This is a genomic window from Streptococcus porci DSM 23759 (assembly GCF_000423765.1).
Lineage (GTDB): Bacteria > Bacillota > Bacilli > Lactobacillales > Streptococcaceae > Streptococcus > Streptococcus porci.
Genome location: NZ_AUIP01000009.1, coordinates 39,434 through 51,957 on the forward strand (window position 1 = coordinate 39,434; position 12,524 = coordinate 51,957).

The following is a 12,524-nucleotide window of genomic DNA, read 5'->3' on the forward strand; positions in this document are numbered from 1 at the left end:
GAAAATTATGGTAGAATAAAGTATTAAGTATCAGGTAAAGTAGGTGTATTATGCGTTGTCCCAAATGTCATTGCAATAAGTCTAGTGTTATTGATAGCCGTCAGGCTGAGGACGGCAATACCATTCGTCGTCGCCGTGAGTGTGAAGAATGCGCCAACCGCTTCACGACCTTTGAACGCTTGGAGGAAATGCCTCTTTTAGTTATCAAAAAGGATGGAACGCGCGAGCAATTTTCCCGCGATAAAATTCTCAATGGTATTATCCAGAGTGCTCAGAAACGTCCTGTTTCTAGCAGTGATATTGAGAAAGCTATCAGTCGTATTGAACGCAAGGTGCGTAGTGACTATGATAGTGAGGTGGAGAGTACAGTCATTGGTAATCTTGTCATGGATGAGCTAGCGGAACTGGATGAGATTACCTATGTCCGTTTTGCCAGCGTTTATCGTTCTTTTAAGGATGTTGATGAGATTGAGGCTCTCCTACGTCAAATCACCAACCGCGTGAGAAGTAAGAAAAAAGGTGGCCAAACCCATGACGCCGAATGATACCTTCTCCTACCTCAGAGAAAATGCCATTTCTTATGATAATCACAGTATGGCTCGTCTCTATCAACCTATTTTAGGGCTAGAGGCGGTCGGGCTTTACGCTTATTTGGCAACTTTTTGGGATAACGGGGCAAAGCCTCATAAGTTTACTGAAATTTTGAATCACATGCAGTTTGGTATGTCACGGTTTGAGGAGGCATTGGCCTTATTAACGGCAATGGATTTGGTAGCCTTTTACCAGACGGGAGAAGGCTATCTGATTCATCTTAAGCCTGCTCTGTTAATTTCAGACTTTCTAGCCAACCCAGCCTATAGTCGCTTGCTTGAGCAACGTATCGGGGAAGCTGCTTTTAAAAATCTAATGGTATCAGAGCCGGATAAGGCTAGAAATCTATCTAAAAAGTTTTCGGATCTTTTCTCTGACTTTGGGAATCTAGAATTGACAAAACAGTCGAAAGGTCATTTTGATTGGGACTCTTTTCAGAAACGAATGTTTCATGACGGTCTACGTCTGGATAATGAAAAAGATGATGTGCTTGCTCTTTACAGTTTGGCAGAACGTTATCGCTTGACTTGGTTTGATTTGTATCAAGTAGCTAAAGAAACAGCTTATCAAGGGGTGATTTTACCTAAACGATTGTCAGCAAAATTGGAGAAGAATAAGCAAGCTAATGTTCCATCAGACTTTTCTGATCAGGAAAAGATTTTGTTACATAAGGCTAAATCATCTAGCCCACAGGTTCTCTTAGCTGAGATTAAAAAAGGTCGCAGGGCGACTGTCACGGCAGATGAGTTGAAAGTGCTAGATGATTTAGTGGCTATGAATTTCTTAGATGAAGTTATCAATGTCATGGTTATATATACCTTGGCAAAAACTAAGTCAGCCAATCTCAATAAAACTTATTTGATGAAGATCGCCAATGATTTTGCTTATCAAGAGGTCAAAAGTGCAGAAGTAGCTATTAGTAAAATGCGCAGCTTTGACCAAAGAAAAAAAGACAGTAAGCCCAAAGCAGTCAAGTCCAATGTGCCTGACTGGAGTAAACAAGACTACAAAAATGAAACCACGCAAGAGGAGCAAGAGCGTCTTGAGGAACTCAAACGCCAGGCTTTGGCGCGTTTAGGAGGGAGTGAGTAGATGGAAAAAGTTGGACAAACCTTGAGCCGTAGTGGTCATTTGCGTCAAGCGGAGACAGACGCCCTCATGCAGGAAATTTTGGCGGACTCTGAGATTGCAGAATTTATCGCCAATCATCACTTGACTTCCGAGCAAATCAAGCGCAGTCTGCCAAAATTTAACCAGTATCGCAACGAGCGTGCCAAATTTCAGTCCGGTGATACCAGCTATATCGCTAAAGGCTACCAACCAGTCATCTTCATGAACGAAGGTTATGCTGATGTGTCTTATCGGGAAACGGCAGAGCTAAAAGTTGCCCAACGGCAGAGAGCTATCGAAGAGAGGATTCATTTGGTTAGTCTACCTAAGACATACAAGAAAATTACCTTTCAAGATGTGACTCTTGATGATGTCAAACGGGTAGAAGTTTTTCAGGACTTGGTTAATTTTGTGGCTGATTATCCTCAAAATGGGCAGAAAGGTCTCTATCTTTATGGAGATATGGGAGTTGGCAAGTCTTTCATTCTGGCAGCAATGGCGCGTGAATTGGCCGAGAAAAAAGGTGTTTCTACCACCTTCTTGCATTTTCCAAGCTTTGCCATTGATGTCAAGAATGCCATCAATACAGGAACAGTCAAGGAAGAAATTGATGCTGTGAAAAAAGCAGAGCTTTTAATCTTGGATGATATTGGAGCTGAGCAATCGACCTCTTGGATTCGCGATGAGGTGCTACAAGTTATCTTACAATACCGCATGCTAGAAGAACTACCAACCTTTTTCACCTCCAATTACAGCTTTGCTGATTTGGAGAGAAAACTGGGCAGTGTCAAAGGTTCTGACGAATCTTGGCAAGCTAAGCGCGTTATGGAACGCATTCGTTTTCTGGCAAAAGAAGTTCATCTCCAAGGGGAGAATCGACGCTAATTCAGAATTTAATCTTAGGAAGGAAAACTATCTCTGTTTTGAGATAGTAGGAAATTATGGCTTTACCTACAGTTGCCATCGTTGGTCGTCCCAATGTTGGTAAATCAACACTATTTAACCGTATTGCTGGAGAGCGTATCTCTATCGTCGAAGACGTAGAGGGTGTGACCCGTGATCGTATTTATACCACTGCTGAGTGGTTGAATCGTCAGTTCTCTCTTATTGACACGGGAGGTATTGACGACGTTGATGCACCATTTATGGAGCAAATCAAGCATCAAGCTGATATTGCCATGACTGAAGCTGACGTTATTGTTTTTGTGGTTTCTGGTAAAGAAGGAGTAACAGACGCTGATGAGTATGTGGCACGTATTCTTTATAAAACAAATAAACCCGTCATTTTAGCGGTTAACAAGGTCGATAACCCTGAGATGCGAAATGATATTTATGATTTTTATTCGCTGGGTCTTGGAGATCCATTTCCAGTCTCCTCTGTCCACGGGATTGGTACGGGAGACATTTTAGATGCCATTGTAGAAAATCTTCCAACAGAGCATGAGGAAGAAAATCCTGACATCATCAAGTTTAGCCTAATTGGTCGTCCAAATGTGGGCAAATCAAGTCTTATCAACGCTATTCTGGGTGAAGAGCGCGTGATTGCTAGCCCAGTAGCAGGTACAACCCGTGATGCTATTGATACTAACTTTACAGACAGCGACGGTCAGGAATACACCATGATTGACACGGCTGGAATGCGCAAGTCTGGTAAGGTTTATGAAAATACCGAGAAGTATTCGGTTATGCGCTCTATGCGTGCTATCGATCGCTCGGACGTTGTTCTTTTAGTTATCAACGCTGAGGAAGGTATCCGTGAGTATGATAAACGTATCGCTGGTTTTGCTCATGAAGCTGGGAAAGGGATGATTATCGTTGTCAACAAGTGGGATACCCTTGAAAAGGATAACCATACTGTTGCTCAATGGGAAGCAGACATTCGTGACCAGTTCCAATTTCTCAGCTATGCGCCAATCATCTTCGTATCAGCCGTAACCAAGCAACGTTTGCACAAATTACCTGAGATGATCAAACGCATCAGTGAAAGTCAAAACAAGCGTATCGCATCAGCAGTTCTTAACGATGTTATCATGGATGCTATTGCCATCAACCCAACACCAACAGATAAGGGCAAGCGCCTGAAAATCTTTTATGGAACGCAAGTTTCTGTTAAACCACCAACCTTTGTTATCTTTGTCAACGAAGAAGAACTTATGCACTTCTCTTATCTTCGTTTCTTGGAAAATCAAATTCGTGCAGCCTTTGGCTTTGAGGGGACACCGATTCATCTCATCGCACGAAAACGTAAATAAGTGATGAAAGGGGCTGCTATGAGGCAGTCTTTTTAGGTCAAATCATGTTTAAAAAGATTCAAGAATACCTTGCTTATCAGGGTGTTAAATATATGAAAGCAGAGAAAGCAGGGAATCAAGCACATGCTATGGAAGAGTTGAAAAAGCTTGGCCAGGCCGCTCGTGAGGAGATGCAGGCCTTATCAAAACATCTGGATAGTAAAATTAGTGGCTTTGTCATGGCTCGTGTCAGTAACTGGGCTAATCAAGCGCAAATTGCTCGTCCACACTTTTGGTGCTTTTTTATAGAAGAAGGAGCTGAGCCTGACGACATTGCTTTTGCTATCCGACTTTATGGAAATCCAGACTATTTCGGAATTTCTGTCGAAGTCAGTTTTGTGGAACGTAAGAAATCAGAAAAAACTCTGACAAAACAGAACCGTGTACTGTCGGTAGCAATTGCAGAGCCACTTTACTATATGGTTCAGATTGATGGTGTCAGTCACCGAGAAGAGGGGAACGAGTCAAATCGCCTACGCCTACAAGAAGAGGTTAAATCAGGAAAAGTCAGAAAAGCCCTGGTGAAATATGACATTTCTTTAAATGCTAAAACTAGCCTAGATGAGATAATACCTGAACTTATCAAAGGATTTAAAGTCCTGATGCCATATTATCAAGCAACAAAAAAAGATTGAAGACGGTGTACTTCAATCTTTTTATTGACCTTGCTGATTACTATTTGTAACCGATTCTTGACTACTTTGTTCAGAGATAGTAGAATCTTGTGAACTTGCTTCTGTAACCGAAGTACTTTCTGAGCTTGTTTCGGAACTTGTGCTAGGGGCAGTAGTGGTTTCGTAGTAGTAAGTGTAGTTTTGGTGTTGTTTGGCGTTGTTGAGGTAGAGGTGGCTACCACTTCGGTAAAGGCCCTCAGGCATTACCCAATCTTCATTATAGCCACCTGTTAGGTAGGTTATCATTTCACGGTAGACATCAATGGCAACGTTTAATCCTTCTCCATAAATTGGAGTTTGACGATTTTTATAACCAGTCCAAACAGCCATAGAATACTGAGGGGTATAACCGACAAAGTTTTCGTCAGGGGCCATAACTCCGACATTCCAATAATTCAAACCAAGTTTTTCTTCGATAGCGGCCAATTCATCTTCTGTATAGTTGGAAGTTCCTGTTTTACCAGCTTGATTGAGCCCATAGATTTGTGCTCGTGTCCCAGTGCCATAGTAAAGGACAGTTTTGAGCATATCTGTCATCATGTAGGCAGTTGTTTCCTTCATGGCACGATTGCTTTTGGCTTCATAGTTCTTGCTTGAACCGTCGCTAAAAGTAATCTTATTGACATATTGAGGTTCGTAGTAAATACCTCCGTTAGCAAAGGCAGCGTAAGCAGCAGCCATCTTTTCACTGCTTGCTCCATACTGCTGCTCCGTACTAGAAGTAGAACTTGAAATTGCGTTTGAATAGTAAAGTTCAGGATAATGAATCCCAAGATTTGCTAAGAAATCGCTGGCTTTATCTAAGCCAGTAGCTTCTAAAGCTTTTACTGCCGGAACATTTCGCGATTGCATGATGGCTGTTTGCATAGTCATCCAACCGTAGTACTGACGATCCCAGTTATAAAGTTGGGTCGTTGTACCTGGCCAGTAGTAGACAGAGTCATTTAGGTTTTGAGCTGTTGAAGTATAAACCTCATTTTCAATAGCTGGCGCGTAGTCAGTAACGGGTTTCATTGTAGAACCCCAGTCACGATCGGTTAAGACAGCCTGATTGGTACCGAAGGTAACATCTTCTTTCTGGTTACGAACCCCTAACTGTGCGACCACATGCCCGTTTGTCACATCAATCACGGTAGAAGCCACTTGGAGATCTTCATCTGGATATGAAACGTAATTGTCAGTGTTGTAAATATCGTAGAGACGCTCCTGAGCAGCACTATCAACATTGGTGTAGACTTTGAGACCAGCGCTAAAGATGTCAAGACCAGTATCTTTTTTGACTTGAGAGATAACTTCTGTCAAATAATTATCCAAATATTTTGGAAAACTTGATGTAGGTTTTAAGGTCTGTAAACCATCTGTAACAGGAGTAGCGACAGCCGCGTCGTATTCTTCCTTGGTGATGTATTTGTGGCGATACATCTGAGACAATACTGTATCACGTCGTCTTGTAGCTAACTCAGGCTGTGTGTAAGGGTCATATTGGCTAGGTGCTTGAGGGATACCTGCAAGGAGAGCTAGCTGAGCTACGGATAACTCTGTCAAATCTTTACCGAAATAAGATTTAGCCGCGGTTCTCATACCATAGTTTCCATTTCCCATAAAGACCTTATTGATGTAGAAGGTCAAAATTTCTTCCTTGGTAAATTGTCGCTCCATCTGAAGGGACAGCCAGATTTCTTGCATTTTTCGTTTGATGGTACGGTCAGACTCAGCGGTAGAAAAATAGGCTAGCTTAATCAACTGCTGATCGAGGGTTGAGCCCCCTTGTGTCGTATCGTTGGTCAAATTATGCCAAATAGATCCCATAATACGATAAATATCAATACCACGGTGTTGGAAAAAACGATGATCTTCGATTGAGACAATGGCATTAACCAATCCTATTGGGATACTGTCGGATGATACCAACTCTCGTTTTTCAGTTCCCAAGTCAGCTATGAGATTGTTATCCTTATCGTAAATCAAGCTAGAGCTGGTTGCTTGTAATTTCTCCTTTGACAGTTCAGGCGCCTGACTAGCATAGTAAGCGAAGAGGCTTCCTCCAGCAATGACAGCTAGAATAATTAGGCTTAATAGGCTAATAGCAAGATAGCTTAGGATTTTTTTCCAGGTAATAGGCCCTTTGATTTTTGGGCGTTTTAATTTTTTAGTTACGTTTTTGATGTTAATCACCGCCTAAAATGTATTTATCTATGATATCTAGGTAAGGCACCTGTGGATAGGCACCTGATTCTATGGCGAAACCATTTTTTTTGATATAATCAAGAGGCATGGATTTATTACCGTTATCAATTTGATAAAAATCTATCAAAGGCTTCGCTGGAAGAAGATAGGTTTCCTTGAGACTGGAGAAATGAAGCAAGACAAAGCAGATACCGCTTTGCTCTAAGACACCAATCATGTGTTCAATCTGATGCAGATGAAAATTCTTCATAGGCATAGCTGTTTTTTGACGGGTTTCTTTGGCTTCAAAGTCAATATAATGCCCCTTGTAAACGCCTGAATAGTCAGTTGTTGAGGCTTGTCTAAAGTAGGCCTCAACGATTTTTGCTCGACTTCGTCTTGGGTAGTCCACCTTGACAATTTGGATAGGGGTAGGCTTCTTGTGAATGACCGCAATTTGACGTGACAAGTAATAGTCATTAGTCGAATTGATGGCTGATTCAAAGCTCATGCCTCTATTGGCAAAGTCTACTTGTTTCTGAACTTGTCGATTGGGTGAAATCGGATGAATCCGACCCTTGATACTATGAGGATAGTTGACCATAACCCTCCCTTAATTCTTTACCTATATTCTACTAATTATACCATAATTTAAAAAAGGATGACAAATAATGACCGCATTTTTAGTAACCGGCTATAAAAATATAGAGCTGGGTATTTTTCAAGACAAAGATCCACGCGTTAAAATTATCAAAGGAGTTATTGAGAGAGACTTGCTTCGTTTGGTTGAAGAAGGTGTGGATTGGCTGATTTTTATGGGAAATCTTGGTTTTGAGTATTGGGCCCTGGAGGTTGCTAAAAGGTTGCAGGATGAGTATGGCTTTTCTCTGGCTACAATTTTTCCTTTTGAAAATCACGGAGAAAACTGGAATGAGTCTAATCAGGAAAAACTGGCACTTTTTAAGTCGGTTGACTATGTCAAATATGCCTTTGAGTGCTATGAACATCCGGGTCAATTTAAGCAATATAATCAGTTCTTGATTGATAATACTCAAGGAGCCTATGTGTTTTATGATAAGGAGAATGAAAGTTCCTTAAAATACCTTTACAATATGATGACAGAACAAGAAGATTATGATTTAAGAACATTGACGGTAGATGATTTGAATGATTTTGTATTGGATTGGCATGAATGAATCCAAACTCTTGATTTTTTATCTACTTTTAGGTAGTATAGAAATGATAAGGTTTTAGATTAACCAATAGTGATGTACGGAGTGTGTGTGATATGGCAAAAATTATTTTGAGTCCTAAAGAGATTTTTGAGCGTGAGTTTAAAATTGTCCTTCGGGGATATGATAAAGATGAGATTGATGAGTTTTTAGATGATATTATCAAGGATTATGAAACTTATGCAGCCCAGTTACAAGTCCTACGTCAGGAAAATGAGCAATTACGAGAACAGTTGAAAAACCAAATCGTTGAATCTCCAGCTGCTTCGACTGAGACACAGGTCTTTACAACGCCTCTCGAACCAGAACAAGGTCAGTCAGTCAGTCCATCTTATGGGAATTCAATCAACCAGCCAAATGATTTGTCGCGCCTTTCAGCTTCGGTGACAAATTTTGATATTCTCAAGCGTATTAGCCGTTTGGAAAAAGAAGTTTTTGGCAAACAAATTATTGAATAGCCAAACATAAACAAGATGTAATTTTCGGATAATCGCGTGAAAAACAGGTTTTTTCATGAGGAAAGTCCATGCTAGCACGGGCTGAGATGCCCGTAGTGTTTGTGCTAGGTGAAACAATAAGCCTAGGGACGCCTTTGGCGTTACGGCGAGGAAAAGGGCTAAGTCTCAGGATATGTCCCAGTACCTCTGAAAGTGCCACAGTGACGTAGTTTTTGGGGAAACTCAAAAAATGGAACGCGGTAAACCCCTCAAGCTAGCAACCCAAACCTTGGTAGGGGCACGAGATAGCCGGAATTGAACGGACTATCTTGACTGGAAACAGTAGACAGATGATTATCGAAGGAAGTGGTACCTAGTCACTTCTGGAACAAAACATGGCTTATAGAAAATTGCATATAGGGTGAGGACTAGGACGAAGGTTCTAGTCTTCTTTTTCAATTCTGGAAGATTCGTAAAGTGATTTTAATCTTAGAAATCCAGACTTGTGCTATAATAAACCTAACTAAACTAAGAATAAGGAAGAAAATGAAAGAAACGTTTAACTTAATTGCCACGGTTGCTGCTGGTCTAGAGGCGGTAGTTGGTCGCGAAGTAAGGGATCTTGGCATTAATTGTCAGGTCGAAAACGGAAAGGTTCGTTTTTCAGGTGATGTTAGAACCATCATTGAAACTAATCTTTGGTTGCGTGCGGCAGATCGCATTAAGATTGTGGTGGGGACTTTTCCGGCAAAAACTTTTGAAGAACTTTTTCAGGGGGTTTTTGCGCTAGATTGGGAAAATTATATTCCTTTAGGCTCTGCTTTTCCTATCTCAAAAGCTAAGTGTGTCAAGTCAAAACTTCACAATGAACCTTCTGTACAGGCAATTAGCAAGAAAGCTGTCGTCAAGAAACTGCAAAAGCATTTCCACCGACCAGAGGGAGTTCCTCTGATGGAAAATGGTCCTGAATTTAAAATTGAGGTATCTATTGTCAAGGATGTTGCGACCATTTTGATTGATACGACGGGTTCCAGTCTTTTTAAACGCGGTTACCGTACTGAAAAAGGTGGCGCCCCTATCAAGGAAAATATGGCGGCAGCTATTCTCCAGCTGACCAACTGGTTTCCAGATAAGCCCTTGATTGACCCGACCTGCGGTTCAGGGACTTTCTGTATTGAGGCTGCGATGATAGGGATGAATATCGCTCCAGGATTTAACCGTGATTTTGCTTTTGAGGCTTGGCCTTGGGTGGATAAGGATTTGGTACAAAGCGTCCGCGATGAGGCTGAAAGAAAAGCTAACTACGATGTGAATTTGGACATCATGGGCTGTGATATTGATGCTCGTATGGTGGACATTGCCAAGAAAAATGCAGAGGAAGCAGGGCTTGCTGATATAATCACCTTTAAGCAAATGCGACTCCAAGATCTTCGAACCGACAAAATCAATGGAGTCATCGTTTCCAATCCGCCGTATGGGGAACGCCTATTGGATGATGAAGCAATCAATGTTCTCTACCGTGATATGGGAGAAACTTTTGCCCCCCTCAAAACATGGAGTAAGTTTATCCTGACCAGTGATGAGAATTTTGAAAAGAAATACGGCAGTCTAGCTGATAAAAAGCGCAAACTTTACAACGGTACTTTGAAAGTTGACCTTTACCAATACTATGGTGAGCGGGTCAAACGACAAGAGGTTTAGAAAGGGAAGATATGTCCAAGGAAAAAACACCAAAGCAGGAACCAGAAAAACTAAATTTTGAAGATGCTAAGGACATGACCATTGAAGAGGCCGTCCGCAAGGAAGCTGAAATCAAAGCAGGGGTCACAGAAAACGATAACATTTTAGATAAATATATCAAACAAAATCGTGAGGAAGTTGCTTCACAAAAATTTGAAAACACTCGTGAACTAACAGAACTACAAAAGAAGACTATTGATGATTTCATTGCTGAGCAACGCAAAGATTTGGAAGAGACCAAAGTCTTAGATGAGAGTGAGCTTGTTTCGACTAGCGCGCCTCTTGCATCGGAAGCTGTCTCAGAAATTCCTGAAATCAGCTCAGTGAGTGCTGATTTAGAAACTGACAAAGTTGCTGCAAGCGAAGTTTCCAAGATGGATGGAACCATTGGCATCGGTGACGATCATCCAGCACAGCCATTTTATAAGAAAAAAGGACTCTGGTTAGGTGCAGCGGTTGCCTTGATTTTAGGTGGCTCTGCCATTGGCTATGGTCTGTTGCAAGGGAACAAGGCTAGTCATTCAGCGGAGACAACTACTCAGACGACAGAAGCAACTGAAACAAGTCAGGATTCCTCCGAAAAAGACAAAAAGAATCTTGCTGATTTCAATGAACGCTATGCAACTTTCTTTACCGATAAGGAACAAACCAAGTTGAAAAACAGCGAGTTTGACAAGGTTTCTGAGCTCGAAAATCTGCTTAAAGCTTTGGAAGGTAGTCAATATTATGATGATGCCAAAAGTAAGTTTGATCGTTTGACTAAGTCTATTGCAGCTGTGAAAGCTGTCAATGAAAAATTTGAGAGCCCAGCTGTTGTTGACGGGGAAAAAGTGGAAGCTGTCCTGAAAGCAGGTTCTAATCTGGACGATCTTTCATCTACTTCTTTGAATACTGGAAACGCCAATCTTGATACCCTTCTTCAGGCAGTGGTGGCTGAAGCTCGTAGCAATTCAGCTACTTCTGGAGGGAAAGGCGGAGCAAAACCAGCAGTTAATAGTCCTTCTAGCGACAAATCTTCAGCAGTGACTGAGAGTCCAGCCCCAGCTCCATCAGCTAGTTCAGTATCAGCAGCGAGTATTTATGGCATTACCAACTATGATGTTAATACTCTTCAGCGCGATTTAAGTCGAGTACCTTATAACTTTGACGTGATTGCTGACAGTGATAATCCTGCCTGGACTTTTAACGAAGGAATCCTAGAAAAAATTGTGGCGACCTCTCAAGAGCGTGGCTATATTACAGGAAATGACTACATTTTGGAGAAAGTGAATATTGTCAATGGTAACGGTTACTACAATATGTTCAAGCCAGATGGTACTTATCTTTTCTCTATCAACTGCAAAACGGGCTACTTTGTCGGCAATGCCAAAGGCCACTCAGATGCCTTAGATTATTAAAACACTTGAAAATCCCAAGGAAATAAACAGACCCCACAAGTCAGACATAAAATCTAACTTATGGGGTCTATAGTACAATTCCTAAGGGATTTTTTGTATAGTCGAATGAATTAGAATTCAGACAAGGAAGTGAGATGCAGGAAGCACTAGAGTATGGCAAACCGACAGTGACGATGTATCCAAGCTAATTCAAATGACTACATTATTCGGAATAGGCTTCAGGGCAATCAAGCTCATCGGAGTACGTTTCTTCAATAGTAAATTTAGGATCCTGTAGAGCTCCGTCTGTTCTGGTTTTATCAAGATTCGCGAAGTAATTTGGAATGGCGCAAAACATGGCTGCAATATCTTCTGCCACAACTTCAGGAGGTTCAACTTCTTCACCGATAAGCCAATGTTTGATAACATTCAAATAAGCTCCGATAAGGGCAGTTGCAAAATAGCTGTTTTTTCTAGAGGCTATTTTATCTGAAGAATTCCAAGGAAGGTCAAAGGCGTCGAAAACAATAGAGGCATTATTGTTAAATTTGTCAGTAAATTTATTATAATCTCCACTTAATATGAGAGATTTGATAAATTGATGGTTCTGGTACATGAAATTCAGGGTAGTGTAAAAAACATCCTCTGGACGAGTAGCGCAAAGGAACTTCTCACGTTCATCGTAGTATTCTATGATAAGCATTGTCAGGATGTAATCTAGTAAATCCTCTTTATTGTCAAAGTGACGGTAGAAGGTTCTTCTCGAAACCCCGGCTTTTTCTAAAATATGGTAAATAGTAATATCATTGTAGTAAGTTTCTTCGATTAGGTATCGAAAGGCATTGGCAATCATGTTCTTTGTTTCCCAAACCTGTTTCTTCTTGCCTAAAGAATGGTCCATAAAAAT

At 41.1% G+C, this 12,524-nt stretch carries 12 protein-coding genes and 1 other RNA gene; 10 read left to right on the forward strand and 3 right to left on the reverse strand.

The window, feature by feature from the left end:
• Positions 1-50: 50 nt before the first annotated feature.
• Genes nrdR through G576_RS0103895 form a run of 5 tightly spaced genes read left to right on the forward strand, consistent with a single transcriptional unit; the run spans position 51 to position 4,627 of the window.
• Entirely contained in the window at positions 51-545 is a 495-nt protein-coding gene (nrdR, locus tag G576_RS0103875; protein WP_027973484.1) for a transcriptional regulator NrdR, read from the forward strand.
• Positions 532-1,683: a replication initiation and membrane attachment family protein gene (locus G576_RS0103880; protein WP_027973485.1), complete on the forward strand. Its 1,152-nt coding sequence runs from the start codon at positions 532-534 to the stop codon at positions 1,681-1,683. The genes nrdR and G576_RS0103880 overlap by 14 nt, the downstream gene beginning before the upstream one ends.
• Positions 1,684-2,586 carry a primosomal protein DnaI gene (gene dnaI / locus G576_RS0103885; RefSeq protein WP_027973486.1) on the forward strand — a complete coding sequence of 301 codons (903 nt, stop codon included), beginning with the start codon at positions 1,684-1,686 and terminating at the stop codon, positions 2,584-2,586.
• Positions 2,587-2,642: 56 nt separating this feature from the next.
• Positions 2,643-3,953, forward strand: coding sequence for a ribosome biogenesis GTPase Der (der, locus tag G576_RS0103890; RefSeq protein WP_027973487.1), 1,311 nt, complete (start codon positions 2,643-2,645; stop codon positions 3,951-3,953).
• Between the two features lie 44 nt (positions 3,954-3,997).
• Complete coding sequence (locus G576_RS0103895; RefSeq protein ID WP_027973488.1) at positions 3,998-4,627, forward strand: hypothetical protein; 630 nt, start codon at positions 3,998-4,000, stop codon at positions 4,625-4,627.
• Positions 4,628-4,648: 21 nt separating this feature from the next.
• Here the strand turns inward: G576_RS0103895 and pbp1a are convergent, their stop codons facing one another.
• Together pbp1a and recU are read right to left on the reverse strand one after the other, a co-directional pair.
• On the reverse strand, positions 4,649-6,796 hold the full coding sequence (pbp1a, locus tag G576_RS0103900) for a penicillin-binding protein PBP1A (protein WP_027973489.1): 2,148 nt from the start codon (positions 6,794-6,796) through the stop codon (positions 4,649-4,651).
• 37 nt (positions 6,797-6,833) lie between these two features.
• Positions 6,834-7,436: a Holliday junction resolvase RecU gene (gene recU, locus G576_RS0103905; RefSeq protein ID WP_027973490.1), complete on the reverse strand. Its 603-nt coding sequence runs from the start codon at positions 7,434-7,436 to the stop codon at positions 6,834-6,836.
• Positions 7,437-7,503: 67 nt separating this feature from the next.
• Between recU and G576_RS0103910 the strand changes: the two genes are divergently transcribed.
• The 5 genes from G576_RS0103910 to G576_RS0103925 all read left to right on the forward strand — a co-directional run bounded on the left by G576_RS0103910 (position 7,504) and on the right by G576_RS0103925 (position 11,638).
• Complete coding sequence (locus tag G576_RS0103910; protein ID WP_037618417.1) at positions 7,504-8,028, forward strand: SLOG family protein; 525 nt, start codon at positions 7,504-7,506, stop codon at positions 8,026-8,028.
• 92 nt (positions 8,029-8,120) lie between these two features.
• Entirely contained in the window at positions 8,121-8,522 is a 402-nt protein-coding gene (locus G576_RS0103915; RefSeq protein ID WP_027973492.1) for a cell division regulator GpsB, read from the forward strand.
• A gap of 20 nt (positions 8,523-8,542) precedes the next feature.
• Positions 8,543-8,909: RNase P RNA component class B (gene rnpB, locus G576_RS13175), an RNA gene on the forward strand.
• 138 nt (positions 8,910-9,047) lie between these two features.
• Positions 9,048-10,202: a THUMP domain-containing class I SAM-dependent RNA methyltransferase gene (locus G576_RS0103920; protein ID WP_027973493.1), complete on the forward strand. Its 1,155-nt coding sequence runs from the start codon at positions 9,048-9,050 to the stop codon at positions 10,200-10,202.
• Between the two features lie 11 nt (positions 10,203-10,213).
• Positions 10,214-11,638, forward strand: a complete 1,425-nt coding sequence (locus tag G576_RS0103925; protein WP_027973494.1) for a cell division site-positioning protein MapZ family protein — start codon at positions 10,214-10,216, stop codon at positions 11,636-11,638.
• Between the two features lie 202 nt (positions 11,639-11,840).
• Here the strand turns inward: G576_RS0103925 and G576_RS12240 are convergent, their stop codons facing one another.
• Positions 11,841-12,518: a TetR/AcrR family transcriptional regulator gene (locus tag G576_RS12240; RefSeq protein WP_083959935.1), complete on the reverse strand. Its 678-nt coding sequence runs from the start codon at positions 12,516-12,518 to the stop codon at positions 11,841-11,843.
• Between the last annotated feature and the right edge of the window lie 6 nt (positions 12,519-12,524).

What these genes read in the sequence shown, in the direction of transcription:
- nrdR (WP_027973484.1), top strand. Translation starts at nt 51, where the DNA reads ATGCGTTGTCCCAAATGTCATTGCAATAAGTCTAGTGTTATTGATAGC.
- G576_RS0103880 (WP_027973485.1), top strand. Translation starts at nt 532, where the DNA reads ATGACGCCGAATGATACCTTCTCCTACCTCAGAGAAAATGCCATTTCT.
- dnaI (WP_027973486.1), top strand. Translation starts at nt 1,684, where the DNA reads ATGGAAAAAGTTGGACAAACCTTGAGCCGTAGTGGTCATTTGCGTCAA.
- der (WP_027973487.1), top strand. Translation starts at nt 2,643, where the DNA reads ATGGCTTTACCTACAGTTGCCATCGTTGGTCGTCCCAATGTTGGTAAA.
- G576_RS0103895 (WP_027973488.1), top strand. Translation starts at nt 3,998, where the DNA reads ATGTTTAAAAAGATTCAAGAATACCTTGCTTATCAGGGTGTTAAATAT.
- recU (WP_027973490.1), bottom strand. Translation starts at nt 7,436, where the DNA reads ATGGTCAACTATCCTCATAGTATCAAGGGTCGGATTCATCCGATTTCA.
- G576_RS0103910 (WP_037618417.1), top strand. Translation starts at nt 7,504, where the DNA reads ATGACCGCATTTTTAGTAACCGGCTATAAAAATATAGAGCTGGGTATT.
- G576_RS0103915 (WP_027973492.1), top strand. Translation starts at nt 8,121, where the DNA reads ATGGCAAAAATTATTTTGAGTCCTAAAGAGATTTTTGAGCGTGAGTTT.
- G576_RS0103920 (WP_027973493.1), top strand. Translation starts at nt 9,048, where the DNA reads ATGAAAGAAACGTTTAACTTAATTGCCACGGTTGCTGCTGGTCTAGAG.
- G576_RS0103925 (WP_027973494.1), top strand. Translation starts at nt 10,214, where the DNA reads ATGTCCAAGGAAAAAACACCAAAGCAGGAACCAGAAAAACTAAATTTT.
- G576_RS12240 (WP_083959935.1), bottom strand. Translation starts at nt 12,518, where the DNA reads ATGGACCATTCTTTAGGCAAGAAGAAACAGGTTTGGGAAACAAAGAAC.